Genomic DNA, 24,481 nt, shown 5'->3' with positions numbered 1-24,481 from the left:
GACGCCCTTCACTTTGCCCTCGCCTCCTTGAGCAGGGCCGACATGTCGGCGCCGGTGATGATGCTTTCCACGGTCAGAAGATCGGTGTCGGCGACGATCTGTTCGGCGACGATTTCGCCGCGCCGCATGACGATGATGCGGTCGGCGACCTGGAACACGTGATGGATGTTGTGGGTGATGAGCAGCACCGAATGGCCGGCGTCACGCACCTCCTTGACGAAGCGCAGCACGCCATGGGTCTCCTCGACGCCGAGATTGTTGGTCGGCTCGTCCAGGATGATCACCTTGGCGGCGAACTGCATGGCGCGCGAAATGGCGATCGACTGGCGTTCGCCGCCTGACAGCGTCGAGACCAGCGCATCGGCGTCGAGTTTCTTCGAGATGCCGACACGCTTGAGCACTTCCGAGGCGGCCTTGCGCAACTTCGCAAGGTCAAGCGGCGCGAACACGCCGAGCCAGCCGAAATTGACCGGCTCGCGCCCGAGGAAAAGATTGCGCGCGATGCTGAGGTCGGGCGCCAGCGACGTGTCCTGGTGGATGGTCTCGATGCCGAGATCCATCGCATCGCGGGTCGAACGGATCGAGACCTTCTCGCCACGCACAAAGATGTCGCCGCGGTCGACCGGGAATACGCCCGAGATCGCCTTGATCAGCGTCGATTTGCCGGCGCCATTGTCGCCGAGCAGCGCCACCACCTCGCCTTCCCGCAGTGTCAGCGAGGCATTCTTCAGCGCGCACACGCTGCCGAAGGATTTTTGCAGGTTCTGCAACCGCAGCACGTCCATCGTCAGCTCCTTGCGGCGTTCTTCTGCAGCAAAGCGTGCAGGATGAGCATGGCCAGGATGATGAGGCCGACGAAGATGTTGTAGGCGAGCCCCGGCACGCCGATCAGCACGATGCCGTTGCGGATGGCGCGCAGCATCAACGCGCCGACGATGGTGCCGAGGATGGTGCCGCGCCCCCCGGTCAGCGCCGTGCCGCCGACCACCACCATGGCGATGACCTCCAGCTCGTAGCCGGTGCCGGCCACCGGCGAAGCGGCGGAGATGCGGAAGGCGCTGATCATGCCGGCAAGGCCGGCCAGCACCGAGGTCGCGATGAACAGCCAGATCTTGACCGTATCGGCCGGCACGCCACGCGCCACCGCCGCGTTGCGATTGGAGCCGATGGCGCTGATCCAGTTGCCGAGCTTGGCGTAGCGCAGGATGTAGATGGCAAACAGCGACAGGCCGATGAACCACCACAGCGAGGTGTAGAAGCGGAACGAGCCGATGTTCAAACTGCCGGCCAGCAGCGTGACGAAGAAGCCGGGCTGGTCCCAGGATTTCAGCGGAAAGCCCTGCGTGATGTAGAGCGCCGCGCCGCGCACGACGAGCAGCATCGACAGCGTCACCAGGAAGGACGAGATGCCGATCTTGGTGACGATCAGCCCGTTGATCGCGCCGATCGCGATGCACAGGACAAGCCCGGCCAGCAACGCGATGCCGATATCCCAGCCGCCATTCTGCACCAGCAGCATCACTACCACCGGCGCCAGTCCGAAGACGGCGCCGACGGACAGGTCGAATTCGCCCGCCGTCAGAAGCAACGTCATGCCGAGTGCGATGATGCCGAGCTCGGGCAGGAACGCCATCATGTTGGAGATGTTGAGCGGCGACAGGAAATTGCGGTCAACGATGGCGAACACCGCCAGCAGGACGATGAGGATGACGAGCGAGGAGAATTGCGGCGAGCGTATCAGGCTCGATCTGCGTTTCCCGACGGGCATTTCGTCTTCTGCGGTAATCGTCATGACTGTTTGAACCATGCTTGAAAGGCGCCCGCCGCTTTCGCAGCGGGCGCTGCTTTTCTCACTTCTTGTCGTAGAGCTTCAGGATCGGGTCGACGCTGGAGGCGTCGTAGAGACCGAAAGTGTGGATGTCGTAGCCGATCGGTTCGCCCGAGGCGGCGAGCCCGAGCAGCGCCACCGGCATGAAGCCCTGCGCCGACGGATACTGCCAGGCGGCGGCATTGACGAAGCCATCCTTGACGGCCTGCGCCGTCTCCTTGGAATTGCCCCAGCCGACGACAGGGATCTTGCCGGCCGCAACGCCGGCGCCGTCGAACACACGCTTGACGCTGGCCGCCACGGAATCGCCGAGCGCGATGATCGCCGGCGGATTGTTGGCGACCATGTAATCGGTCATCTTGGCGATGATGCCGGCCGGATCGGTGCCGCAATCGACGACGTCATATTTGATCCCGAGCGGGTCGAAAACGCTGGCGATGCCTTCGGTTTCCAGCTGCTGGTAGCTGGCGCCGGGAACTTCCACCGGCAGGAACACTTTGTCGCCCTGCTTCACCATCTTGTGGTCGACCAGGTACTTCGCCCAGATGGCGCCGGCTTCCTTGAGGTCGGCGCCGACATAGGCCTGGCGCCCGGTCGCCGGATCGTCGGTGTTGAAGAACACGATCGGAATGCCGGCCGCCTTGGCCGCCTTCACTTCCTCGGTCCACAGGCCGGGCTGCGCCGAGGTCGTGGCGATGCCGTCGGGCTTGGCCGCCAATGCCGAGTTGAAGGCCTCCTTCTGCGCCGCCATGTCGCCGCCGCTGAAGGAGATCTTGCAGGTCACCTTGAGCTGGTCGCAGGCTTTCGTGGCGCCGGCGTTCCAGTCGATCCAGAACGCATCCGACGGACCGCCATGCGACAGCAGGTAGAACGTCTTCTGGCCGTCCTGCGCCTGTGCGGCCGAACCAAGCGCTACGCCGGCAAGCAGCGTCGCCGCGGCCGCCAATTTCAATGCGAATTTCAACATATCGTTTCCTCCACTTCGTGTCGTGCAAGTGCCGGCGGCGCCTTTGAAAGGCAGCGCCATTGCATCTCAAAGCCCGTTGGCGCGGAACTTCCCGTCGAGGAATGTCTTGGCGCGCGGCACGTCGTCTTCCGACAGATGCTCGATGATGACCGGGATGTTCGGGTGCTTTTCCGCCAGTCGCTTGAGATAGAGGTCGTAATTCAGCGAGCCGAGGCCCGGCGCCGGCAGTTCGATCTCGCCGACGCCGCGGAAGGTGTGGCTTTCCATCGCATCGGCGTCGCCGATATCGGCGTGCTTCTCCGACTTGTCGTCGCCCGAACGCTTGACGTCCTTGGCGTGAGCGATCTTGATCTTGTCGGTCAGCGTGTCGAACACCTGGTTGAGGATCTGGTCCATCCTGTCGATGTTGTGCGTCTCGAAATAGTTGGTCGGATCCATCAACAGGCCGAGGCCGGGATGGTCGACCTGCGCGAACATCTTCACCGTCTCCTCGACCGAGCCGACGACGTTGTTGACATAGGTTTCGAGCAGGAACACCGCGCCATGATCGTAGGCCGTCTGGGCCAGATCGGCGATCACCTTGCGGCACTCCTCGAACCCTTCCTCGGTCTTGTTCTTGGGGTGATGCACCCAGTCGGATTCGGTATTGTAGGTGCCGGTTTCCGAGATCACGTAAGGCGAACCGAAATGGCGGGCGTTGCGGATGATCTCCTTGAGATAACCGACGCGCTTGTCGCGCTCAGCCTTGTCGGGATGGATGATGTTGGTGTAGCCCGACACGCAGCAGACCGGCAGATTGTGGTCGCGGAAGACGTCGCGCACCTTCTTCGCCTTGTCCTTGGTGATCTGCCCGGCCGACAGGTCGACATCCCGAAAATGCAGGTCGAGCTGCACTGTGTTGAAGCCGAGCCCGCGGATCTTCTTCGCCGTCTCTTCGAGTCCGTACGGGAAGTAGCCCGTGAAAATACCTGCCTGCATCATGGTGTGAATTCCTCCCTGTAAGCGATTCAGTTGTCTGGTGTTTCAGTTGCGGTGATCAGATAGCGATTTCGGAAAGCTTGACCGTGCGGCCCGACGCCATCGAGCGATAGCCCGCCTCGACCAGCGCCATGGTCTTGACGTTGTCGGCGACGGAAAGCGCCGGCGGCATGCCGGTCTTCACCGCGTGCTGTAGCTGCTCCATCACGCCGATGAAGGCATGCGGGAACCACATCGTGTCCCAGCTAGGGGTCACCCACTCGCCGCCGGTGGTCTCGGCCGAAGCATAGGTCAGCGTGGAGGCAGCACCCGTCGGCCAGCCGATCGTGCCCTTGGCGACGCCCTTGGTGCCGTCGACACGCCAGTTGATGTGCTGGTCGTCCTTGTATCCCTCCTGGCGCGGGCCGGACCAGACATCCTCCAGCGACACGGCGAGCACACCCGAGGGGAAGCGCAGCGTCGAGACGGTGATGCCGTCGGAATGATCGAATGTCGTGCGCGGGTCTTTCCGCGTGAGTGTCGTGATCTCATCGGGATCGCCGAACAGGAAGCGCAGCACGTCGAGATGATGCACGCTCATATTGGCGAGCGTCAGCCGGTCGTAATCCTGAAGGAACGTCTGCCAGTGCGGGATGGCGTGCATGTCGATCTGCGCGAAGACGATGTCGCCCAGCGCGCCACTGTCCATGATCTGCTTCAAGACGCGCATCGACTGGTCGTAGCGCATGTTCTGGTTGACCGAGAGGATCTTGCCGGCCTTCGCCGCCTCGTCGCGCAGCTTGACGGCCTCCTCGACCGATAGCGCCAAAGGCTTCTGCGCCAGGATCGCCTTGATGTGCTTCTGCTTCAGCGCATGGCGGATCAGCGCCGGCTGCAGGTCGGGCGGAAAGGCCAGGTCGATAATGTCGACAGTCTCGTCCTCGATCAGCCGTTCCGGCGTGTCGTGCACGGTCGGGATGCCCCAGCGGGTCGCAACCTTCTGAGCATTCGCCCGCGTGCGCGAGGCGATCGCTACGACGGGAAAGCCGGCTTCCTTGTAGGCGGCCAGATGGCACTCGGCCATAATCATGCCGGCGCCGACGCAGCCGATCTTGTATTCTTTCGTGCGGACTTTAACGTCCGGCTCGAAGCCTTTGCCTGCCATGTCTTCCTCCCGAAATTCTGTCCTCGCGGCCGCAGTCATCGTGCCAGCGCTCCCCCGCTCTGTCCGAAATAATGCACGCGGGCCGGCTCGCAGGATATCGCCACCATCGCATCGGGCCTGATGTCGGGCTGGCCACGCAACAGCGCCTTCAGCCGCGCCTGCCCGGCGGCGAGTGTCACCACGGTGTAGCCGCCAAGCGGCTCGACCTCGAACACCCGAGCCGGGCGGCCCTGGCCCCCATCCGCCCACGGCCTGACCTTGATATCCTCCGGCCTCAGCCCGATCTCGACAGCATCAACGGGAGCAGCCTTGTCGGCAATGCGGATCGTGCCTTCGGCAGCTTCGATGCCGCCCACGCCCCGGGCCGATTTCAGGATGTTCATGACAGGCGAACCGAGCAGCCGCGCCACATAGGTGCTGGCCGGCCGGTCGTAGATCTCGGCCGGCGCGCCGATCTGCCTGATCTTGCCATTGTCCAGTATGGCGATGCGGTCGGCGATCGACATCGCCTCCTCCTGGTCGTGGGTGACATAGATCAGCGTCTTGCCCAACTCGCGCTGGATGCGCTTCAGCTCGACACGCGTCTCCTCGCGCAGCCGCGCGTCGAGCGCCGAGATCGGGTCGTCCATCAGATAGGCATTGGGGTCGCGCACCAGCGCACGCGCGATCGCCACACGCTGCCGCTCGCCGCCCGAAAGCTGCGCCGGCGGCTTGTGCAGGATGTGGCCGATATGCAGCTTGGCGGCGACATCGGCGACCCGCTTTTTGATCTGGAGCTCGGCAACGCCGCGCTCGACCAGGGGAAAGCGCACATTGTCGAGCGCGCTCATATGCGGGAACAGCGCCAGGTTCTGGAACACCATCGCCACATTGCGCTCGGCCGGCGACACCGCGTTGACCGGTCTGCCGCCGATCAGGATTTCGCCAGCGTCCGGGCTCTCCAGTCCGAGCACAAGCCGCAGGATCGTCGACTTGCCAGACAGTGGCGGCCCGAAAAAGCAGAAGAACTCATTGTCGTTGACGGTGAACGAGGCGTCGTCGACGGCGATTGTGTTGCCGTAGCGCTTGGTCACATTGCGAAAGACGATGTCGGCCATGGCTCAACCCACCCTCATCGCAAGGCCGCTGGCGGCGTCGAAGATGCGTACCGACGACGACGCGGGGGCGACGACCGCGGTTTGCCCGATCGAGAGCCCGACATCATTGTCGAAGACGGCCTTCACGGCGCCGTCACCTTGGCCGAGATGGACGATGGTGCGCGCGCCGATGCGCTCGACGAAGGTGACGGGCATGGCAAGTCCGCGCCCGTCCTGCGCCAGCGCCACCTGCTCCGGCCGAAAGCCGTAGAGCACGTCGCCGCGTGCGCCGCGCAAGCTGGCCGCCAACTCGTCCGGCAGCGGCAGCGTCACGCCCAGCGGACCGAGATCGATGACAAGGCCCCGGTCACTCTCCGCCGACCTGCCCTTGAGCAGGTTCATGCCCGGCGCGCCGATGAAGCGGGCGACGAAGACATTGGCCGGATTGTTGTAGACTTCGAGCGGCGTGCCGACCTGTTGCAAAACCCCATGATCCATGACGGCGATGCGGTCGGCCATGGTCATGGCTTCGAGCTGATCATGGGTGACATAGACCATGGTCTGCCTGAACTGGCGCTGCAGCTGCTTCAGCTCGGTGCGCATAACGGCCCGGAAGGCGGCGTCGACATTGGACAGCGGCTCGTCGAGCAGGAAGATCGCCGGCTCCATGATCGCCGAGCGGCCGATCGCCACGCGCTGCAATATGTTGACCGACAGCCGGTCCGCCTTGCGGTCGAGCAGCGGCGTCAGCTGCAGCAGCTCGGCGATGGCGCCGACGCGGCGGTCGATCTCGGCTTTGGCGGCGCCCCGCATCCTCGGCCCGTAGGCCAGATTCTGCCGGACCGTCATATGGGTGAAGATGGCATAGTTCTGGAAGACGAAGCCGACGCCGCGCCGGCCCATCGGCACGCCGGCCATGTCGCGCTCGCCGAACAGGATCCTGCCGCTGGTCGGCTCCTCCATGCCGGCGATCATGTTCATCGTCGTCGACTTGCCGCAGCCGGATGGCCCAAGCAGCGCCATGAACTCGCCGTCGGCTATGTCGAGGTCCATGGTCTTCAGCGCGGTGAAGTCGCCGAATGTCTTGGTGAGGTTGCGCAGCTGGATCGCGCTCATGCCGCCATCTGCCTTGCCCGCGCCATGCGCTTCATGGCGAACACGGCGACGATGGAAAGCACGATCAGGATGGCGAGCGCGATCGCCGCGACATAACCCCAGATCAGGTCCTGCGTGGTGACCTTGTAGATGTAGACCGAGATCGTCTCGGTGGCGACACCGGGACCGCCGCCGGTCATGATGTAGAGCGTGTCGAAGATCTTGAAGTTCTCGATCACCCGGATCGCCAGCGCGATGATGATGATGGTCTTCATCTTCGGCAGCACGATGGTGACGAAGCGTTGCCAGGGATTGGCGCCGAGCAAGGTCGCAGCCTTGATCTGGTCCTCCGGCACGCCGACCAGGCCGGCGAGAAGGATGAGAAACATCAGCGGCGTCCACTGCCAGATATCGGCGATCATCACCGCGATCAGCGCCAGCGTCGGATCCGACAGCCAGGCGATGGTGACTGGTGTGCCCGTGATGGCGGACAGGATGTCGTTCACCGGGCCGCCCGACTGGAACAGCATGAAGAACATGTAGCCGGCCACCGCCGGCACCACCATCATCGGCATCAGTAGGATCGAGTAGAATATCCGCTTGCCCGGGAAATCATCGGCGAACAGCGTCGCCAATGCCAAACCCAGCAGGAACTCCGCCGGCACGCAGACAACCATGACGATGGCCGTGCGCTTCAGCGCACTCCAGAAGCGGGCATCGGCGGCAAGGTCCGTATAGTTGGCAAAGCTGTTCCACATCTCCCACGGATTCCACCAGCCGAGGCCCGAAAGCGGCGACCAGTCGGTGACGCTGATGTAGAGCTGCATCAAGAGCGGAAAGGCCGAGATGAACAGCACCAGGATCTGCGCCGGCAGCGTCAGCCGAAAGCCGAGCCGCGCGCCTTCGTCTCGCAGGGCCGGCTTTGTCCGCGCGTCCATCTCGCCCTCCGAAATCGTCGTCATCACCGCGCTCATTGCTTGAGCGCCCCAAAGGTCAGCCCGCGGACCAGATGGCGTTGGATGGCGATGCCCATGATGACGGGCGGCACGGCGGCGATGAGCCCGAGCGCCGCCTTGGCGCCGTATAGCTGGCCGGTCATCGAGGACGACAGCGAGGCCATGTAGACCGGGATGGTCACCCACTCGCGCGTCGTCAAAAGCAACGCGATCAGATAATCTGACCAGTTGAGGATAAAGACGAAGAGCGCGGCACTCGCCAGCGGCGCACGCATCATCGGCAGGGTGATGCGGGTGAAGACGCGCAGCCGCGAACAGCCTTCGACCAGCGCCGCCTCCTCGATCTCGCGCGGCATGTCGTCGAAGAAGGTCTTCATCAGCCAGAAGGCGAACGGCAAGGTGACGATGCCGTAGATCAGCGCCAGGCCCCACCAGCTGTCGGTGAAGTTCAGGAAGGCCCACATGATCATCACCGGGATCATCACCGCCATCGGCGGAAACAGCCTGAGCTGGATCAGCGCCAGCGGCAGGTTCTGGCCCGAGCCGAAGCGCGACAGCCCGTAGGCCGCGGCCGTGCCGGCCGACATGGCGATCGCGGTGCCGAACACCGCTGACAGCAGCGACGACAGGATCGGCTTCAGCGCGGTGCGGTCGAGTGCCACGATCAGGCTGTTGGTGGATTCGCCGAACACGAAGCGGAAATTGCTGAGCGTCGGGTTTTTCGGCCACCATGTCAGGTCGGCGCCGGTCGCCGACCATTCGGCGATCGGCTTGAAGGCCATCGACACCATCCACAGGATCGGCACCAGCGTCACCGCCATCGCCGCGAGGATCGCGGCGTAGCGGAATATCTCGAAAGGAACGGAACGCTTCATCTGGCTGCTTTTGCTGGTGGCGTTAGAAAACCGGGTCCCACTTTTCGGGATCATGCTCTAGTGCGGAGGGGAAGAGCTTTCGCCCCTCCCCTCCGGCTCTGATCCAGGGAGACGGATCAGCTGATCGGATCGAGAACGGTCGGCCAGGCCTCCTTGTTGGTCTTGATGGCTTCGAGCAATTTGTCCTCGCCAATGCGCCGGGCGATCTTCTTCCACTCGGTCTCGGTGTCGGCCATCGCCTGTTCGGCTGTCTTGGCCTTGGTCAGCGAGGCCATGAGGTTTTCGTCGAGCGCATTGTGGAAGGCGGTGGCGCCGGGATAATTGATGGTCGGCACCGTGCGGGCGACCGTCTCGCGCACCACGTCCATGTGGTAGGCGTGATAGGTCTGCCGCACCAGCGGATCGGAGAAGTCCGAAAGCCGGAACGGATCGAGATAGCCGCCGGGGTTGGCGCTCATCCAGGCATAGATGCGGGCCGAGCCCAGCCATTGCAGGAGGAGGTAGGCCACCTCCTGGTTTTTCGACTGCGACGAGACCATGCCGGTCAGCGAGAACCACAGCACCGAGCGGCTGATCAGCTTGCCGTCGATCTCGCGGCCGGGCGGCAGCATCGAGCCGATCTTGCCGGTGACGGCCGAATCCTTGTTGCCGGCATTGTCGAGGAATTTCGGCAGGTTGGAGAAGGCGCAGGTCATCGCGGCACCCCCCTTGGCGAAATTGCCGTACTGCTCCGGCCAGCCCCACGAGATCGCATCCGGCGAGTGATGGACGAGCGAGGCGACATATTCGTTGGTGGCGGCGATGCCATGCTCGGAATTGATCAGCGGCTTGCCGTCGTCACCGAACAGGAACTGGTTGGGCGAGGCCATCGAGACATAGCGCTGGTACCAGTTGGTGTAGCCCCAGCCCTGGTTGCGCAGGTCGGTCGAGCCGAACAGGCCCTTGTCCGGGCGCTGGAAGAAGGCGGCGATATCGCCATGCTGCTTCCAGGTCTTCGGCGGCGCCAGATCGTAGCCGTATTTGTCCTTGAAGGCTTTCTGCTCGGCGGCGTCGCCGAACAGGTCGGTGCGGTAGACCCAGGTCTGGAAATCGCCGTCCAGCGACACGCCATAGTTCGAGCCGCGGTATTTGTTGAGCAACGACACACCCTTGGCGCCGTCGACATAGCCGGTCTTGGGATCGTCCCACTCAGGCTTATACTGGGCAACGAAGTCGTCGAGCTTGGCGATACCACCGGTTTCGGCGAGGTCGCCGAGGCGGTTCCATTCGGTCGAATAGATGTCATAGGCCCCACCCTTGGTGGAGATGTCCTGCATCGTCTTGGTGAATTCCTGGCCGTTCGGCAGGCCGACGATCTCGATCGGAATGCCAGTTTCCTTTTCCCACAATTCCTTGATCGACGGCGCGCCGGCCGGGAAAGGCTGCGTCAACTGGCCGATCGAGCCGTCCGACAGGCCGAGCACGATCTTCGCAGGCGCCTTGCCGGCGCCCTTCAGCGCCTTGGCCGCCTCGATGGCGCGGCCTTCCGGCGTGTCGGCGCCATATTGATAACGCTCGGCGCCCTCGAAGCCCGTCGGGCCACCGATCATGCCTGGCGCCAATGCGTCGGCAGCGAAGGCACGGCCGGGACGGATGAATTGCGGTGCGATACCTGTGGCGGCTACGAACACCGCCGCCTTTCCTCCGGACGCCAGCAACCGGCGCCGCGATATGCGGATCAGATCAGACATTGGAATTCCTCCCTCAGGGCTCAATGTTTCCTCCACGAGCCCATGAGGGATATTGACGGCAGTATCGGAAGGCTGTCAACATCATAAATAATCAAAATACCTCACAACATCGCAATGGGCGAGGAAATGCATCATATCAGTGTCCATATTCCGCCCCCAATGCCTCGATTTGATGGGAAATGTGTCTTCCCGTCCCGAAATAGCCGTGCCAGTCGACCTGATTTAGCCCGACGGCTTGCGCTTCGGCCAAGGCCGGATACATCATTTCCCATCAGAATCGCCGATGGCGAGGTGTCGTGGCCATCGGGCCGGCTGCCGGCATTGCGTGATCCTGATGCGTTGAGGAGATGAAAGACGGTGCGTTCCACCCTGACCGACATAGCCCGGGAAGCCGGCGTTTCCGCCGCCACCGTCGACCGCGTGCTGAACAACCGCCCCGGCGTGCGGGCGCGCACGCGCGAGATCGTGCTCGAAATGGCGCAGCGCCTCGGCTACATCGCCGAAGGCCCGAACGGGGCGCCGCCCAGGCTCTCGCCCGGCGAGGTCATCCGGCTCGACTTCGCGCTGCCGGCCGGCACCAATTCCTTCATCAAGATGCTGCACCGGCACATCGAGGCGCAGGCCCTGGCACGCCCCGATCTCGACGTCCATATCGCCACGATAGAGGGCTTCAACCCCGACCGGCTCGCCCGCCTGCTGCAGGATTTGCGCGGACAGACGCAAGGCGTCGGCGTCATCGCGCTCGACCATCCGACGGTGCGTGAGGCGCTGCGCTCGCTGTCGGCCAGCGATGTCAAGGTGGTGACCATCGCTTCCGACATCCTGCATGTGCCGAGGGTGGCCTATATCGGCATCGACAACCGCGCCGCCGGGCGGCTGGCCGGCTATCTGCTCAACCGCTTCATGGGGCCGGAGCGCCCCGGCAAGGTGGCGCTGTTCGCCGGCTCGCTGTCCTATCGCGGCCATGAGGAACGCGAGATGGGGTTCCGGCACATATTGACCGAGGAATCGCCCAATCTCGAGATCGTCGAGATGCGCGAAATGCTCGACGACCGCGAAAAGGCCTATTCGGAAGCATCAGCACTTCTGGACCGGCACCCCGACCTCGCCGCGATCTACAATGTCGGCGCCGGCAACACCGGCATCGCGCGTGCGCTCAAGGAGCGCGGCCGCGCGCAGTCCATGGTCTTCCTCGGCCATGAAGTGACCGACGGCACCAAGGATCTTCTGCTCGACGGCACGCTCGACGCGGTCATCGACCAGAACCCCCGCGTCGAGGCGCGGGAGGCGCTCAACACTCTTACCCATGCGGTCCGGGGACTGCCCTATGAATTGCACCAGCCAAGGCTGCAGGTGATCTTCAAGGAAAACATCCCGGAGATCTGAGCGGCAAGCTTTCTGTTTTAGCTCTGACGATCGCCCGGCCGTCCGCGCCAGTGCCAATCGCTACCCTGTCGCCGGAAACAATCCCGGCAATATCGCAGACCACCAGCGGCATGCTGATCCCATAGAGAAACTCGGCAACGATGGCGCCCACCGCCAGGATCGGATCCGGCCGCTCCAGAAGAATCCCGGCCGGCGCCGTGCCCCGGCGGATAGCCTCCGCCAGCACCGACGACGAGGACGACGACCCTCGCCCACTCGGCATGACGAGAATCATGCCGGCGACATTCTGGCCAAGGCCCGGATGCGAATGGTCAATGATCTCGCCGGTCTCGGCATCGATGCCGCCCCAGAAGCTGAGCGGCTGCGAGAACACCAGAGCCAGGCCATCGGCCTCACCGGCCAGTTGGAAAGTGCCCAGCCGTTCGACGGCTCCCGTTGCAACCGGCTGCGTCATGAGGCGCTCCGCACGACATGCCCGACCGCAGCGGAGCGGATGCAATCCTTCATCTCGGCGAAGGCGACCGTCACGCCGATATTGCCCGGCGCATAATGCGCCCATTTGCCGGAATTGGTCATCACCACGCCGTCGAGCCGCTCGAGGATGGAGGTGACATAGGTGCAGGTGTCGGCGACCGGGATCAGGCCGAACGCCTCCATGCCGGCCAGCGCGCCTTCCTCCTGCAGCCGCGTCAGCGTCGCACGTCCGGTGTTGACGTAGATCGGGATGCCCCTGCCCGGTGCTGCCTCGCGCAGCAGCGGCAACAGGCGCATCCACTCCTCGTGGGAAAAGTGCGGCGTGCCGAGCGACACGGCCGCCAGCGGCGTGCCGTCGGGCACCCCAGACAGCCTGGCCAACGCATGATCGATGTCTGCCTGGGTGATGCGGATCGTCTCGTCCGGCGCGTGGCCGTGGAACGCTTCGTCGAGTGAGTTTGCCTCCGGCGTGATGCCGACCGCATGGAACAGCGCCACGGCACCGGTCGTCGCCGCCGCCGCACCCAGCGCCTTCAACTGATCTTCGTCGCGCGGCTGTGGCAGACCGGCAATGACCGGAATGCGGTCGCCACTGGCTTGCCCGATGATGAGCCCGACGCCGACGAACAGGCTGTCGCTTGGTTCGGCCTCGGCGATGTCCAACGCGAACAGGATGCGGCCGCGCCGGTTTTCGCTGAGATGCAGGCCCCAGGCCGGCGCGCGTCCGGTCATGGCGCAGCACAAATCGATGAAATCGCCATAGCGGTTGGTGCGCGCGCCGATCACCGAATTGGCAAAGACGATGGCGTTGGATTCGCCCCAGGCGATCTGTTGCCCGAATTCAGGCCGAAACCGCGTCTGATACGGCGCGCAAGTGAAGGTCGCCTGGCAGCCAAGCTCCATATGCGCCTTCATCAGCCGCCGCGCCGGCACCTCTTCCGCTGCCGGCATCTTCACCATGCCGGGATGGATGAGGTCGAACGAGCCGACATTCAGCGTCGTCGGCACCTGCACGCGGCCGCCGCCCTCGACCAGCCGTTCGACGAAATCGAGCCCGGCCTTGCCGTGATAGAGGCAGCCATCGATATGAGCGCCCGTGATGTCGAGCAGGCCCTGTGCGCCGATCGCGTTGGAAAAGGCGACGAGGATTTTCATGGCGGCGGCGGCCGACAGGCCTTGCTCGCCATCGAGCATGGATCGGTCCTGCGCGGTCAATTCCAGCGTCATCGGAAAACTCCGGGCTTATGCCCGGCTATGCTGTTCCTCATTGCCTGCTATCTGGCAAGAGCCAGAACGAGGATCAGCTCGCAGCAATCAACACCGTGCTTTCCGGCGACCAGCGCAGCACCACGTTCTGCCCTTCCGCCAGCCTGTCGGCGCCGGTGTTCTGCACGATGACCTTCAGCGTCTGGCCGGCGCGCTCGACGAAATAGGTGCTGTTGTTGCCGGCGAAGATGCGTTTGGAAACCTGCCCCTTCAGCATGTTCGCGTTGGTCGCGTCGGAGGCTCCGCCATCCGTGGCAATCCGAATGCGTTCCGGCCGCACGGCGCAACTGGCCTTGGCACCGGCGGCAAGCGCCGCGCCCACACCAGCGGCAATCGCTGTACCGTCCGGCAGCCGGATGCCATTGCCGGTCGAGTCGCCGCGAAAGATGTTGGCGTCGCCAAGGAAGGTGGCGGCGAATTCGCTTTTCGGCCGGTCGTAGATTTCCTCCGGCGGCCCTTCCTGCACCAACCGTCCGTCGCGCAAGATGCCGATGCGGTCGCTCATCGTCAGCGCCTCTTCCTGGTCGTGGGTGACGAAGATGGTGGTGATGCCGATCTCGCGCTGGATGCGCTTCAATTCGATCTGCATGTCGACGCGCAACGCCTTGTCGAGCGCGCCCAGCGGTTCGTCGAGCAACAGCACGCGCGGCTTGGTGACGATGGCACGCGCCAGCGCGACGCGCTGACGTTGGCCGCCGGAGAGCTGGTGCGGCCGGCGGCCACCGAGCTTGCCCAACTGCACGAGGTCGAGCGCGCGCTGCACTTCCGCTGCAATCACCGCCTTGGCCTCGCCGCGCACCGACAGACCGAAGGCAACATTGTCGGCGACGCTCATATTGGGAAACAGCGCATAGTTCTGGAACACCATGCCGATGCGCCGCTTTTCGACGGGCACGCGCTCGACACTCTCGCCGCCGATGGAAATACGGCCGGAGTCGGGAAAATCGAAACCGGCGATCTGTCTGAGCAGCGTTGTCTTGCCGCTGCCTGATGGTCCGAGCAGCGCATAGAAGCCGCCATCGGCGAAATCGATGGAGACATTGTCCAGCGCCTTGTGCGCGCCGAAGCTGCGCGAGACGTTCGATACCTGCACGCCGGCCATTATTTCTCTCCGCCGAATTTGAAGAACCGCGCCGTCAGCAGCATCAGCGCCATCGACACGACAATGATGATGGTCGAGACCGCGTTGATCTCGGGCGTGAAACCCTTGCGGATCGCGGCGTAGATTTCGACCGGCAGCGTCGTCTGGCCGGGCGTCGACAGGAAGTAGGAGACGACGAACTGATCGAACGACACGGCGAAAGCAAACAGCCCGCCGGCAATGACGCCCGGCATGATCCAGGGCAGCGTCACCCGCATTGTCACCTGCCACTGGTTGGCGCCGAGCGAACGCGCCGCCTCTTCCAGTTCGGGCGCGAAGGTCTGCAACCGCGCCGAGACGACGACGATGACATAGGGCAGCGCCAGCGCGACATGGCCGAGTAGGATGGCAAACAGGCCGCGGCCGATGCCGACGCCGAAGAAGAAGATCAGCATCGCCGTGCCGGTGATCAGCCACGGAATGGCGATTGGCGGGAACAGCAGCGCCTGCAGTACTTTCTTGCCGCGAAACTCATAGCGATAAAGTGCCAGCGACGCCGCGGAGCCCAGCACCACGCTGATGATGGTGGTGATGATTGCGATCTCGAGGCTGTTCCAGGTCGCTGATATCAACTGGTCGTTCTGCCACAGCGAGGCGTACCATTCCGTCGTCCACTCGAACGGCAATTGGTAGAAGGGCGAGACGTTGAACGACATCAGCGCCATGATGATGATGGGCAGATAGAGGAAAGCAAGCAGCAGGAAGATGTACAGCCGGCCCAGTCCTTCGAGGATGCGGGTCGTCATCATCACGCGGCCCTCCGCAGCACCGGCGAGGCAATCGCTAGGATGACCAGCACCACGGCAAGCAGGATGAAGGAGAGTGCGGCGCCGAGCGGCCAGTTGAACACGGCAACGAACTGGTCCTCGATCACCGTGCCGTAGAAGGTGCCGGTGCGCCCGCCGAGGATGCGCGGTTCCATGAAGGAGCCGACGACGGGTACGAAGATCAGCGCGGCACCCGCTACGAGGCCGGGCATGGACAGCGGGATGATCACCCGCTTCAGCACCTGCAGCCGCGAGGCGCCGAGCGAGCGCCCGGCTTCGATCAGCGAGTCATCGATGGCCTGCAGCGTGAGGTAACAGGTCAGCACCATATAAGGCACGTAGGAGTGCACCAGCCCGATGATGACGGCGGGATAGGAATACATAAGATCGATGTTGATCTTGAATGGCAGCACAGCGTTGAGCGCCGTATCGAGGATGCCGCCCTCGCGCAAAACCATCGCCCAGGAGAAGATACGCACCAGCCCGTTCGACCAGAACGGCAGGATGACGAGGAGAAAAATAGCCTCGCGGCTGCGCCCTTTCAGCACCTTGGCCAGCACGTAGGCTGCCGGGTAGCCGATGACGACGCACCACAGAGTCACTTCGAGGCCGAGGCGCAGCGAGGCCAGCAGCAGTGTCAGATAAAGGCTCTGCGAGAAAAAGGCGGCATAGTTGCCAAGCGTGAACGCCCAGGGCTTTCCCGACAGCGGCAGGTCGGTCATGAACGAGAAAAAGACCATGGCCGAGAGCGGCAGGAAGATCGCCACCGTCAGCCAGAGATAGGCCGGCGCTAGCAACGGCAGAGCCGATCTCAGCCCGCTACGCGATGCGACCGCTCCCTCTACTGCCATGCCACCCTCCTCCCCAGGATTGAAAGAACCAGCCGGCGCGAACCGCCGGCTGGTCCAGACGTGAACTTACTTCACGTCGACCTTGAGCTGCTGCCACAGCGCCAGATAGGCTTCGCGCTGGGCATCGGTGATCGGCGCCTGGAACTGGATGCGCTTGGCAACCTCGGGATCGCCCATAACCTTGCGGTTGAAGGCATCCTCGGGCAGCGCTTCCACCGCCTTGGTGTTGGCCGAGACGGGCGCGCCGACCTTGGTGACCCATTCGACATAGAATTTCGGGTCGATCATCCAGTTGATGAAGGCCTGCGCGCCTTCGACATTCTTGGAACCGACCGGGATGGAGAAGGCATCCAGCCAGGCGACGGCGCCTTCCCTTGGAATGACCAGCGAAACCGGCAGCTTAAAGTGCGTTTTGGCGCGGTCGGCCGAGCCGCTCCAATAGGTGCCGATGTCGATCTGGTTGGAGGCGACCATCTGGTTCCAGTCGTTCTCCGAGCTCCAGAAGGTCTTGATCTGCGGCATCAGCGAGGTGAGCTTCGTCTTGACCGCATCCATATCCTTGATGTCGTTGATGTTCTGGCCTGTGGCGATGGCGCCGAACTGCACCGCCTCGACGGCATCGTCGCGGATGACGACGCGGCCCTTGTGGGCGGGATCCCACATTTCGGCGATCGATGTCGGCGGCTTGTCGAAGGATTTTTCGTTGATGGCCAGCGCCGTCAGGCCCCACACCCACGGCACGCCATAGACCTTGCCGTCATGGTCGAGCATCGGCGAGCTGGCCTTGTCCTTGCTGATGTCGGCATAGTTCGGCAGTTTCGAGGTATCGATCGGCTGGATCAGTTTTTCTGCCATCGCCTGGTCGTTGAAGGCGGCGTTGATCATGACCACGTCGTAGAGGCCGGGATTGGTCCGGATCTTGGTCAGCATTTCCTGTTCGGAATTGAAGAAGTCGTTGACGACCTTGTTGCCGGTCGCCTTCTCGAAAGCCGCTACGGCCCACGGCTCGTCGGCGCCGTAGCCCTTCCAGTTGAGCACATGCACTTCGGCGGCACTGGCGGCCAGCGTGAGTGCGGTGGTGAAGACGGCGGTCGCCGTCAAGAGAGCAGTCAGTCTTGGCATGCGCATGTTGGTTCCTCTCTTTGTTTGCCCGCTTCCCGGGCTTGTCAGGCTGTCTGATGGGCCTTCTTTGTCTGGCCCGGCGCGCCGGTCGCGGCGGCCTGGCTCAGGAATGTCTGGATTTCGGCATCGGTCGGCGCCGATGAACCGCCATGGCGTGTCACCGAAATGGCCGCCGCCGCGTTCGCGTGGCGCGCCGCCTCGAAGGGAGACGCACCGCGCGACAACGCGCTGACGAAAGCGCCTATATGGGTGTCGCCCGCGCCATTGGTGTCGACGGGATCGACTTTGAACCCGGCGACGGTCTGCGCCATGCCGTCGGCCAGCCTGATATGGCAGCCCTTGGCGGCGGAGCGGATAACGACACCGGCGGCCTGCGCACAATGCTCGGCAAGCAGCCGCGCCGCGAGGCTCTCGACATCACCAGGGCCAGCAATCTCGGCGGCTTCCGCCGCATTGCAGCTCAGCCATGTGGTGCGGCCAAGCACACGCGACAGGATGGAACGCGGGATGTCCGAAATGATCGGCGTCGGGTCGAAGACAAAGGGAATCTTTGCTGGCAGCGCCTCGATCCAGGCGGTGAGCACATCGCGGCTGCCCGGATAGCTCAGCGTATAGCCTGAGGTGAACACCCAATCACCCGGTGCTACCGATACCGGCGCCATCATGTCGAGGCTGAGCACGCTTTCGGCACCTGGCCATGAGACGAAAGTACGTTCGGCATCACGTGAGATCATGGCGACGCAATTGCCGCTGTCCATATGAGGCGATGGCGGCGTCAGCGTCTCGATGCCCTCGGCGGCGAAGGCAGCGCGCAGGAAATCGCCATTCGGCCCGCTGCCGAGCTGGCCGCCGAACACCACCGTCATACCGGTGCGGCTGGCTGCGACCATCATGTTGAAGCCGCCGCCGGCGACCTGGGCAAAGCTCGACGCCGTCTTCTCGGTGCCCGGCGCCGGCAAGGCGTCGATGCGGTAGACATAGTCGACCACCGCGCTGCCGATATGGACGAGACGCCCGCTCATGCCGCCGCGTCCTTGCCTGGGCCGGCCTTTGACACACTACCCTTTGACGTCCGCGCCGCGACAAGATCGGCGGCCAGCGCCTGAACCTCCGCCATGTCGATGTCCTTGAGACCGGCGACGCGATCCCCAGGCAACCGCGAAAAACCCGTGCAGGCGCCGGCCATGCCGGCAGCGATGGCGCCGATCGTGTCGGTGTCTCCACCGAGATTGGCGCTGATGATAGCCGCCTGCCAGGGATCACCGCTGGCGACTTCCAGCACCGCGAAAGCGGCCGGAACCGATTCCTGGCTGGCAACGCCGGTGCCGACCAGATCGGTGATCAGCCGGATTGCATCGCTCATCACCTTGCCGCGCACCAGATCCTGCGCCCAGACGATCCGCGCGGCGATGTCGCCGCCGGTCACCCAATGGCCAAGCGTCGCCCCTCTCCTGGCCGCGGCAATGGCGCTGCCGGAGGCGGCGCGCCAGTCACCGCCGGCAACGCCGCGGCTGACGGCGGCCGCAACCGCCGCGGCCGAGGCAATTGCGATCGAGGTGTTGTGCGTTGCCCGACAGGTCTCTGCCACTTTGGCGACGAATGCGTCGAGCGGCTCCAGCGGCATCATGATGCCGACCGGCGCGATGCGCATGGCCGCCCCATTGGTGTCGCCGCTGCGCCCCGCCTCCTCCGCCGGCACGCCATTGTTGATGGCGTCGATGGCGCGCTTCGTCGAAGGACCCAGCAGATCGTAGCTGCCGCGCGCCTTGACCTCGCGCTCCCAGTCGAGCAGTGCGTTGACCCAGCGCGCATGGTCGAAGCGCTCGCCGGATTCGACGAGAATGCGGCCGAGCAGCAGCGCCTGTTCCGTATCGTCGGTGATGGTGCCGGCCGCGAGCCCCTTCGACACCGGATGATCGGCGAAGGGGGCGACGAAATCCTCGACATGGCCGTAGAGCTCGGTAATGCGGGCCGGCGACAAAAGCTGCGTCGGCATGCCGAGCGCGTCGCCCAGCGCCCCGCCGACAAGCGCGCCCATGGCGCGATCAAGCACGGTGTTGTCCGGCATCGCTCAGAACCTCATATGCAGCGCGAAATGCGCGGGATTGAGCAGGCTGGTGACATATTCGATCGGCCGGTCGTCGGCCGCACGCGTCAGCCGGCGGCCGCGCAGGAAGGGCGTGCCTTGCGGGCAGCCGAGGATGGCAGCGTCCTCGGCGTTGAGCATCTCGATGCCGACCCATTCCTCGCCATGGTCGGGGATGAGACCGGCGCCGCGCAGTGTCTGGTGCAGCGATCCTTCGCGCAGGCCACGCAGCGGCACATCCTCCAGCTCCGGCGACAGCGGCAGCCGGCTGCGTTCGATGGAGATCGCATGGCCGTCGCTGGCATTGGTGCGCACCCGGTCGACGGCGATGAAGAATGGACTCTCGATCTCCAGCAAGGCAGCGAGATCAGCATCTTCGATGACCTCCAGCCGCAGCGTCCTGGTTTCGGCATTGGCACCGGCATTGGCGAGCGCCCGTGACCAGCCGATCGAATCGTCGACCGGCTTGCCGTCGAAGGTGACGAAGGAGCCGATGCCGACCTTGGTGGTGATCAGCCCGCGGCTGGACAGTTCCTCGAGGCCCTTGCGGACCGTGTTGCGGCTGACGGAGAAGCGTTGGACGAGCTCGTTCTCGCTTTGCAGACGGTCGCCGAAGCCGAGCACACCGGATCGGATTTCATGCTCCAGAACGGTCGCGATCTGCTCGGGCTTGCCCGTGCCGGGAGACAATTGAACCGCGCGTCGCTTCATATGCATACCTGTTCAGTGAACCTGTATAGTCCTGTTCAATATATGGCGACAAAGCTCATGTCAATGCGATACCAAGACAGGTCAGAAAAGCCCGCAGTGGGTTCCCGACAGTGTGGTAGGTTCCGCGTTGAAGGAGCACCATGTCCCATTCAACAGAGCATAAAAACCCCAAGCTGATCGTCGTGGTCGCGTTCGATCGCGGCGAGGACGGTGAATTGTTTGCGGCCTTCGGCCCAGCCGACCAGCAGAGCGAGGACCGCGCCATACGCACAGCCAGGGCTCTGGCGGCAAAACATGTCGGCGTCATCGCCTGGAGCCGCGATGCCGACCCGACACTTGGCGACTACGGACCGCCGACCACGCTGTTTGTCAGCGGCGACGTGCCGGATATGGAGTAGCCGGCCGCCTTGGCCCGATCGAGAAAATAAAAAACGATTTTAATTTATATTCATATAGAGGAACGGTTTGCTCTCGGCGCCGTTTGTCTGCAGGTCATTTATTCCAATGACCTCTACGAAAGGAATTCCCCAATGAACTTCAAGATTCTCACGATGGGCGCGATGGCGCTTGCCATGATGACTGGCTCGGCGCTGGCCGCTGCCAGTGGCACCTCCGCGCTCGACAATCCGGAAAAGATGGCGCCTTTCTATACGGACTCCGGCATGAAGACGATGAAGTCCGAGAAGGAATTCAAGACCGCCTGGATGGCCATGAAGGAAGAAGACCGCGCAGGCATGACGAAGGAATGCGGCGACAAGGCCATCGCCAAGTCGCACGACGATTTCTGCAAGATGACCAAGCAGCTCGGCGGCGCGAACTGACGCACCGCGATTTGGGCGAAGGCCTGAATGGAACAGCTGGACGAAGGCGGGCCGAGTGCCCGCCTTTTCCGTGACAATACGGGACATCACGTCATCGTGGCCGGCGATTCACTTCGCGACAACGGCGCGGCAAAGGTGTAACATCAATCCCTAGAGTGGCAGAACGCCGCTCGTCTGGCTTTTGCCCATGTTTCAACCCATCGCGAATATCGAGGATGCGCAGACGCTGGCGCAGGCGATCGTCAACACGATCACCGAGCCGTTCCTGGTCCTCGATGAGAAATTTCGCGTGCTGGCCGCCAGCCGCTCCTTCTACAAGACATTCGAAGTCGACCCCGCGCAAACCCAGGGCTCGCTGCTCTACGCGCTCGGCGACGGCCAGTGGGATATTCCGGCCCTTCGCCTGCTGCTGGAGACGATCATTCCCGAGAAGACCGCCATGGACGGCTTCGAGGTCGAGCATGATTTCCCGCGGATCGGCCGCCGCACCATGCTGCTCAATGCCCGCAAGGTGCTTTACGACCACAGTTCAGCGATCACCATCCTTCTCGCCTTCAACGATATCACCGCCCGTCGGGTGATCGAGAGAGAGAAAGAGGAGCTGCTCAAGCGCACCGAAGATCTGCTCAACCAGAAAGACGTGCTGTTGCGCGAAATGGAACACCGGGTTGCCAACAGCCTGCAAATCATCGCCAGCATCCTGCTGCTGAAGGCGCGCTCGGTCACCTCGGAAGAGACGCGCCAGCATCTCAAGGACGCCCATCAACGCGTCCTATCCGTGGCCGAAGTGCAGCGCCATCTCCACACCTCGGTCGGCATCGACGAGATCGATGTCGGCTCCTACCTTTCGAAACTGTGCGGCAGCCTCGCCACTTCGATGGTTGGCGAGGCCCAGCCGATCGAAGTCACCGTTACGACCGAAGGCGGCAGGATGGATTCGCAAAAGGCAGTCAGCCTCGGACTGATCGTCACCGAATTGGTGCTCAACGCCATCAAATATGCCTTCCCCAAGGAAAAGGACGGTGCTCGGATCCAGGTGAGCTACGAGACCGCGGGCAGCGACTGGAAACTGACGGTTTCGGACAATGGCGTCGGCAAGATCGCCAACGACGTGCCGGCCACCGGCCTTGGAACAGCCATCGTGGAGGCGCTGGTGAAACAGCTCGAAGCCAAGGTGGAAGTCATCAGCGACAACGACGGCACCAGCATCTCGGTCACCCGGGCAACGTTCACCTCACGGGTGCCGCGCGCGGCGTAAGAACCGCTACCAGGAGGCCTGCCTTCCCGACATCGCCTCGATCCTGATCTGATAGAAAAGATGGCTGCCCGAGGGCGCCAGTGTATCGCCGGGCTTCAGGGCTCCCGGCTCCCACCAGTTCGCATGCGCGGCAAGAAGCGACCAGGCAAGCTTGCGGTCGCCATCGACCGGAGCGGTCATCCTTTCGACGCTGGTCATGCCGGCATCCGGATCACGCGCTTTGGGCAATTCCTCGAACAGGCCTTCCACCACGACGCTCCTCCAGCCATTGACACCACCGACATCGTCGACCTGAAGGCAGACATGGGGGTTGACCCGCATCCAGTCGACTTTCCTGCCGGGAAGCGAGAAACTGAAAATGGAATTCTCGCCGAAGGCGAAATGGACCGGCACCACATAGGGTTTCTGGTCACGCACGCAGGCCAGGCGACCAAGGCGTTGCGTCTTCAAAAGGGCGACGCAGTCCTGCCGCGTCATCTCCTTGATGTTCATCCAATCCTTCTTTCCTGCTCAGGCCGCGCGATCGATCCGGCGTATCACCTTGATAGCCTCCGCTTCCGCGATGCCGATCAACGCGTCTATGCCTTGAATGGTCTCGATATGGCCACGAGCCGCCACCATCCGCCGCAGGATGTGAAGATCATCGCGAATTTCGCAGAGTGTCGTTCTGAGTGTTGCGGACGTTGGTCAGCCTTCCGCAAACTCAACTGTCTCGACGCAAGCCGGTTCCCTCGGATTCAACGCAAAAGCCCGCTCCGGTATACCGGGGCGGGCCTTGGAGGAGGATGAAGGGGTGGGACCCTCTCCTCTTGTTTCCACGGGGGGGTGTGGACCAAAATCAACATACTCGAGTCCCGCGGAATGGCGGATCACAAGCCGGCTTGCTTTCATCACGATCCGGTGCGCTGCCTTTGTTTGGCAGTCACGAGATCGCGATGACCCGAAGCCCTGCGAGCTTCTAAATCCGCCCTAGCACGACAAGGACGATGAGGATCAGCAGCACAAGCCCGAGGCCGCCGCCGCCATAGTAGCCCGTTCCATAGAAAGGTCCGCCGCCGAGGCCGCTGAAGCCGCCCAGCAGCGCAATGACAAGGATGATGATGAGTATGGTGCCTAAGCTCATGGTTCCCGCTCCCGTTGGGCGCTGATGCGCCGGTTTGAGCACCGTCGCATGCGGTGTTTCGAAAACGAGAACGTTCGAACGGCCTTACCGTTCCGCGTGACGGCGCGTGATCGCGAAGAAGTTTCGTCGGCAAAAAGGCCCGCCACCTTGCGGCAGCGGGCCCTGACATTTCCTCCGCTATCGGCGCGAGATCAGCAGGCATAGCTGACGCAGATCGCGATCGTAGCTGCCCGAACTGGCCAGCACGTCGGCGCAGCGCTTCTTCATCCGCGCCACCTGGCTGTCCGACATGTCGGCGACGACGCCTGACAGGCTGGGATTTGACAGAGTGCTGGGCTTTGCCCCAATGCCCGCGACGCCAGTGCCAACACCGACACCCGCACCGACACCATTTTGACCGCCAACCGTGGCACCGAGCCCTGCTGTGGTGCCCCCGCTGCCGCCAATGCTTGCTCCGGCGCCCGCATTGGCACCAGTGCCGCCGCCGATCGATGCCCCGGCGCCGCCATTGACGCCATTGCCCCCGCCGACTGAAGCACCGGCACCGCCATTGACACCGCCACTGCCGCCGACCGAGGCGCCGGCGCCAACGCCGATTCCGGCGGCGTGGGCCGGCATGCATAGAGCGGCCACGACTGCGCTGCCTGCGAGGATTGTGGAAAGTCTTTTCGTGATGCCAAACATGGCTCTCTCCTTGGGTTGTCTCGAACAACCGGACTTCAAAACCGGCTGTATCACCAACCCGAGCCCTCTATCATTGGTTGCTAAAATACGAAGAGCAACCACAGGTATAGTTACTCGTGTACCGCCAATTCAAGACAACTGG

At 63.4% G+C, this 24,481-nt stretch carries 26 protein-coding genes; 4 read left to right on the top strand and 22 right to left on the bottom strand.

Going from position 1 to position 24,481, the window contains the following annotated elements; genetic code table 11:
- Nucleotides 1-8: 8 nt before the first annotated feature.
- The 10 genes from CKW40_RS32860 to CKW40_RS32815 form a co-directional block, all read right to left on the bottom strand.
- A complete protein-coding gene (locus CKW40_RS32860) occupies nucleotides 9-791 on the bottom strand; it encodes an ATP-binding cassette domain-containing protein (protein ID WP_179298204.1) in 783 nt (260 codons plus the stop codon).
- The gene (locus tag CKW40_RS32855) at nucleotides 788-1,768 is read right to left on the bottom strand and encodes an ABC transporter permease (RefSeq protein ID WP_244571379.1); all 981 of its coding nucleotides are present in this window, start codon (nucleotides 1,766-1,768) and stop codon (nucleotides 788-790) included. The genes CKW40_RS32860 and CKW40_RS32855 overlap by 4 nt, the downstream gene beginning before the upstream one ends.
- An 82-nt stretch (nucleotides 1,769-1,850) precedes the next feature.
- Nucleotides 1,851-2,795 (bottom strand): sugar ABC transporter substrate-binding protein, encoded by a 945-nt coding sequence (locus CKW40_RS32850; protein WP_095203891.1) that lies wholly within the window; start codon nucleotides 2,793-2,795, stop codon nucleotides 1,851-1,853.
- A 66-nt stretch (nucleotides 2,796-2,861) separates the two neighbouring features.
- The gene (locus CKW40_RS32845; protein ID WP_095203890.1) at nucleotides 2,862-3,776 is read right to left on the bottom strand and encodes a sugar phosphate isomerase/epimerase family protein; all 915 of its coding nucleotides are present in this window, start codon (nucleotides 3,774-3,776) and stop codon (nucleotides 2,862-2,864) included.
- A gap of 55 nt (nucleotides 3,777-3,831) precedes the next feature.
- Nucleotides 3,832-4,917: a Gfo/Idh/MocA family protein gene (locus CKW40_RS32840; RefSeq protein WP_095203889.1), complete on the bottom strand. Its 1,086-nt coding sequence runs from the start codon at nucleotides 4,915-4,917 to the stop codon at nucleotides 3,832-3,834.
- 35 nt (nucleotides 4,918-4,952) lie between these two features.
- Complete coding sequence (locus CKW40_RS32835) at nucleotides 4,953-6,014, bottom strand: ABC transporter ATP-binding protein (RefSeq protein WP_095203888.1); 1,062 nt, start codon at nucleotides 6,012-6,014, stop codon at nucleotides 4,953-4,955.
- A gap of 3 nt (nucleotides 6,015-6,017) precedes the next feature.
- Nucleotides 6,018-7,109, bottom strand: coding sequence for an ABC transporter ATP-binding protein (locus CKW40_RS32830; RefSeq protein ID WP_095203887.1), 1,092 nt, complete (start codon nucleotides 7,107-7,109; stop codon nucleotides 6,018-6,020).
- Nucleotides 7,106-8,062 carry a carbohydrate ABC transporter permease gene (locus tag CKW40_RS32825; RefSeq protein ID WP_095203886.1) on the bottom strand — a complete coding sequence of 319 codons (957 nt, stop codon included), beginning with the start codon at nucleotides 8,060-8,062 and terminating at the stop codon, nucleotides 7,106-7,108. Before CKW40_RS32825 ends, CKW40_RS32830 begins: the two co-directional genes overlap by 4 nt.
- The gene (locus CKW40_RS32820; protein WP_023769530.1) at nucleotides 8,059-8,919 is read right to left on the bottom strand and encodes a carbohydrate ABC transporter permease; all 861 of its coding nucleotides are present in this window, start codon (nucleotides 8,917-8,919) and stop codon (nucleotides 8,059-8,061) included. The genes CKW40_RS32825 and CKW40_RS32820 overlap by 4 nt, the downstream gene beginning before the upstream one ends.
- Before the next feature lie 116 nt (nucleotides 8,920-9,035).
- Nucleotides 9,036-10,649 (bottom strand): extracellular solute-binding protein, encoded by a 1,614-nt coding sequence (locus CKW40_RS32815; RefSeq protein ID WP_095203885.1) that lies wholly within the window; start codon nucleotides 10,647-10,649, stop codon nucleotides 9,036-9,038.
- 357 nt (nucleotides 10,650-11,006) lie between these two features.
- On the opposite strand from CKW40_RS32815, the gene CKW40_RS32810 reads away from it, so the two are divergent.
- Entirely contained in the window at nucleotides 11,007-12,035 is a 1,029-nt protein-coding gene (locus tag CKW40_RS32810; protein WP_095203884.1) for a LacI family DNA-binding transcriptional regulator, read from the top strand.
- Here the strand turns inward: CKW40_RS32810 and CKW40_RS32805 are convergent.
- The 9 genes from CKW40_RS32805 to CKW40_RS32765 all read right to left on the bottom strand — a co-directional run bounded on the left by CKW40_RS32805 (nucleotide 12,010) and on the right by CKW40_RS32765 (nucleotide 20,453).
- Nucleotides 12,010-12,489, bottom strand: coding sequence for an aconitase X swivel domain-containing protein (locus tag CKW40_RS32805; RefSeq protein WP_095203883.1), 480 nt, complete (start codon nucleotides 12,487-12,489; stop codon nucleotides 12,010-12,012). The two genes, CKW40_RS32810 and CKW40_RS32805, sit on opposite strands and share 26 nt — an antisense overlap.
- Entirely contained in the window at nucleotides 12,486-13,736 is a 1,251-nt protein-coding gene (locus CKW40_RS32800; RefSeq protein WP_095203882.1) for an aconitase X, read from the bottom strand. The genes CKW40_RS32805 and CKW40_RS32800 overlap by 4 nt, the downstream gene beginning before the upstream one ends.
- 73 nt (nucleotides 13,737-13,809) lie before the next feature.
- Nucleotides 13,810-14,877, bottom strand: a complete 1,068-nt coding sequence (locus tag CKW40_RS32795; RefSeq protein ID WP_095203881.1) for an ABC transporter ATP-binding protein — start codon at nucleotides 14,875-14,877, stop codon at nucleotides 13,810-13,812.
- Nucleotides 14,877-15,665, bottom strand: coding sequence for an ABC transporter permease (locus CKW40_RS32790; protein WP_095203880.1), 789 nt, complete (start codon nucleotides 15,663-15,665; stop codon nucleotides 14,877-14,879). Before CKW40_RS32790 ends, CKW40_RS32795 begins: the two co-directional genes overlap by 1 nt.
- Complete coding sequence (locus CKW40_RS32785; RefSeq protein ID WP_095203879.1) at nucleotides 15,665-16,534, bottom strand: ABC transporter permease; 870 nt, start codon at nucleotides 16,532-16,534, stop codon at nucleotides 15,665-15,667. The genes CKW40_RS32790 and CKW40_RS32785 overlap by 1 nt, the downstream gene beginning before the upstream one ends.
- A 66-nt stretch (nucleotides 16,535-16,600) precedes the next feature.
- Nucleotides 16,601-17,662: an ABC transporter substrate-binding protein gene (locus CKW40_RS32780; protein ID WP_095203878.1), complete on the bottom strand. Its 1,062-nt coding sequence runs from the start codon at nucleotides 17,660-17,662 to the stop codon at nucleotides 16,601-16,603.
- A 38-nt stretch (nucleotides 17,663-17,700) separates the two neighbouring features.
- A complete protein-coding gene (locus tag CKW40_RS32775) occupies nucleotides 17,701-18,678 on the bottom strand; it encodes a PfkB family carbohydrate kinase (RefSeq protein WP_095203877.1) in 978 nt (325 codons plus the stop codon).
- Nucleotides 18,675-19,724: an ADP-ribosylglycohydrolase family protein gene (locus CKW40_RS32770; RefSeq protein ID WP_095203876.1), complete on the bottom strand. Its 1,050-nt coding sequence runs from the start codon at nucleotides 19,722-19,724 to the stop codon at nucleotides 18,675-18,677. The genes CKW40_RS32775 and CKW40_RS32770 overlap by 4 nt, the downstream gene beginning before the upstream one ends.
- A gap of 3 nt (nucleotides 19,725-19,727) precedes the next feature.
- Nucleotides 19,728-20,453, bottom strand: a complete 726-nt coding sequence (locus tag CKW40_RS32765) for a GntR family transcriptional regulator (RefSeq protein WP_095203906.1) — start codon at nucleotides 20,451-20,453, stop codon at nucleotides 19,728-19,730.
- A gap of 140 nt (nucleotides 20,454-20,593) precedes the next feature.
- On the opposite strand from CKW40_RS32765, the gene CKW40_RS32760 reads away from it, so the two are divergent.
- The 3 genes from CKW40_RS32760 to CKW40_RS32750 all read left to right on the top strand — a co-directional run bounded on the left by CKW40_RS32760 (nucleotide 20,594) and on the right by CKW40_RS32750 (nucleotide 22,532).
- Nucleotides 20,594-20,851 carry a hypothetical protein gene (locus CKW40_RS32760; RefSeq protein ID WP_095203875.1) on the top strand — a complete coding sequence of 86 codons (258 nt, stop codon included), beginning with the start codon at nucleotides 20,594-20,596 and terminating at the stop codon, nucleotides 20,849-20,851.
- 132 nt (nucleotides 20,852-20,983) lie between these two features.
- Nucleotides 20,984-21,274 carry a hypothetical protein gene (locus CKW40_RS32755; RefSeq protein ID WP_095203874.1) on the top strand — a complete coding sequence of 97 codons (291 nt, stop codon included), beginning with the start codon at nucleotides 20,984-20,986 and terminating at the stop codon, nucleotides 21,272-21,274.
- A gap of 187 nt (nucleotides 21,275-21,461) precedes the next feature.
- Nucleotides 21,462-22,532 carry a sensor histidine kinase gene (locus CKW40_RS32750; RefSeq protein ID WP_095203873.1) on the top strand — a complete coding sequence of 357 codons (1,071 nt, stop codon included), beginning with the start codon at nucleotides 21,462-21,464 and terminating at the stop codon, nucleotides 22,530-22,532.
- A 6-nt stretch (nucleotides 22,533-22,538) separates the two neighbouring features.
- Here CKW40_RS32750 and CKW40_RS32745 read toward each other — a convergent pair whose 3' ends face one another.
- The 3 genes from CKW40_RS32745 to CKW40_RS32735 all read right to left on the bottom strand — a co-directional run bounded on the left by CKW40_RS32745 (nucleotide 22,539) and on the right by CKW40_RS32735 (nucleotide 24,339).
- The gene (locus CKW40_RS32745; RefSeq protein ID WP_095203872.1) at nucleotides 22,539-23,024 is read right to left on the bottom strand and encodes a pyridoxamine 5'-phosphate oxidase family protein; all 486 of its coding nucleotides are present in this window, start codon (nucleotides 23,022-23,024) and stop codon (nucleotides 22,539-22,541) included.
- A gap of 466 nt (nucleotides 23,025-23,490) precedes the next feature.
- The gene (locus CKW40_RS32740; protein ID WP_095203871.1) at nucleotides 23,491-23,655 is read right to left on the bottom strand and encodes a DUF3309 family protein; all 165 of its coding nucleotides are present in this window, start codon (nucleotides 23,653-23,655) and stop codon (nucleotides 23,491-23,493) included.
- A 177-nt stretch (nucleotides 23,656-23,832) separates the two neighbouring features.
- Nucleotides 23,833-24,339, bottom strand: a complete 507-nt coding sequence (locus tag CKW40_RS32735) for a hypothetical protein (RefSeq protein ID WP_095203870.1) — start codon at nucleotides 24,337-24,339, stop codon at nucleotides 23,833-23,835.
- Between the last annotated feature and the right edge of the window lie 142 nt (nucleotides 24,340-24,481).

Source organism: Mesorhizobium carmichaelinearum (assembly GCF_900199455.1).
Taxonomy (GTDB): Bacteria; Pseudomonadota; Alphaproteobacteria; order Rhizobiales; family Rhizobiaceae; genus Mesorhizobium; species Mesorhizobium carmichaelinearum.
Note: the sequence above shows the minus strand (reverse complement) of the source record. Positions and strands in the feature narration are given on the sequence as shown.

Coding starts and splice junctions, on each gene's coding strand:
- CKW40_RS32855 (WP_244571379.1), bottom strand. CDS start 1,768: ATGCCCGTCGGGAAACGCAGATCGAGCCTGATACGCTCGCCGCAATTC.
- CKW40_RS32850 (WP_095203891.1), bottom strand. CDS start 2,795: ATGTTGAAATTCGCATTGAAATTGGCGGCCGCGGCGACGCTGCTTGCC.
- CKW40_RS32845 (WP_095203890.1), bottom strand. CDS start 3,776: ATGATGCAGGCAGGTATTTTCACGGGCTACTTCCCGTACGGACTCGAA.
- CKW40_RS32840 (WP_095203889.1), bottom strand. CDS start 4,917: ATGGCAGGCAAAGGCTTCGAGCCGGACGTTAAAGTCCGCACGAAAGAA.
- CKW40_RS32835 (WP_095203888.1), bottom strand. CDS start 6,014: ATGGCCGACATCGTCTTTCGCAATGTGACCAAGCGCTACGGCAACACA.
- CKW40_RS32830 (WP_095203887.1), bottom strand. CDS start 7,109: ATGAGCGCGATCCAGCTGCGCAACCTCACCAAGACATTCGGCGACTTC.
- CKW40_RS32825 (WP_095203886.1), bottom strand. CDS start 8,062: ATGAGCGCGGTGATGACGACGATTTCGGAGGGCGAGATGGACGCGCGG.
- CKW40_RS32820 (WP_023769530.1), bottom strand. CDS start 8,919: ATGAAGCGTTCCGTTCCTTTCGAGATATTCCGCTACGCCGCGATCCTC.
- CKW40_RS32815 (WP_095203885.1), bottom strand. CDS start 10,649: ATGTCTGATCTGATCCGCATATCGCGGCGCCGGTTGCTGGCGTCCGGA.
- CKW40_RS32805 (WP_095203883.1), bottom strand. CDS start 12,489: ATGACGCAGCCGGTTGCAACGGGAGCCGTCGAACGGCTGGGCACTTTC.
- CKW40_RS32800 (WP_095203882.1), bottom strand. CDS start 13,736: ATGACGCTGGAATTGACCGCGCAGGACCGATCCATGCTCGATGGCGAG.
- CKW40_RS32795 (WP_095203881.1), bottom strand. CDS start 14,877: ATGGCCGGCGTGCAGGTATCGAACGTCTCGCGCAGCTTCGGCGCGCAC.
- CKW40_RS32790 (WP_095203880.1), bottom strand. CDS start 15,665: ATGATGACGACCCGCATCCTCGAAGGACTGGGCCGGCTGTACATCTTC.
- CKW40_RS32785 (WP_095203879.1), bottom strand. CDS start 16,534: ATGGCAGTAGAGGGAGCGGTCGCATCGCGTAGCGGGCTGAGATCGGCT.
- CKW40_RS32780 (WP_095203878.1), bottom strand. CDS start 17,662: ATGCGCATGCCAAGACTGACTGCTCTCTTGACGGCGACCGCCGTCTTC.
- CKW40_RS32775 (WP_095203877.1), bottom strand. CDS start 18,678: ATGAGCGGGCGTCTCGTCCATATCGGCAGCGCGGTGGTCGACTATGTC.
- CKW40_RS32770 (WP_095203876.1), bottom strand. CDS start 19,724: ATGCCGGACAACACCGTGCTTGATCGCGCCATGGGCGCGCTTGTCGGC.
- CKW40_RS32765 (WP_095203906.1), bottom strand. CDS start 20,453: ATGAAGCGACGCGCGGTTCAATTGTCTCCCGGCACGGGCAAGCCCGAG.
- CKW40_RS32760 (WP_095203875.1), top strand. CDS start 20,594: ATGTCCCATTCAACAGAGCATAAAAACCCCAAGCTGATCGTCGTGGTC.
- CKW40_RS32755 (WP_095203874.1), top strand. CDS start 20,984: ATGAACTTCAAGATTCTCACGATGGGCGCGATGGCGCTTGCCATGATG.
- CKW40_RS32750 (WP_095203873.1), top strand. CDS start 21,462: ATGTTTCAACCCATCGCGAATATCGAGGATGCGCAGACGCTGGCGCAG.
- CKW40_RS32745 (WP_095203872.1), bottom strand. CDS start 23,024: ATGAACATCAAGGAGATGACGCGGCAGGACTGCGTCGCCCTTTTGAAG.
- CKW40_RS32740 (WP_095203871.1), bottom strand. CDS start 23,655: ATGAGCTTAGGCACCATACTCATCATCATCCTTGTCATTGCGCTGCTG.
- CKW40_RS32735 (WP_095203870.1), bottom strand. CDS start 24,339: ATGTTTGGCATCACGAAAAGACTTTCCACAATCCTCGCAGGCAGCGCA.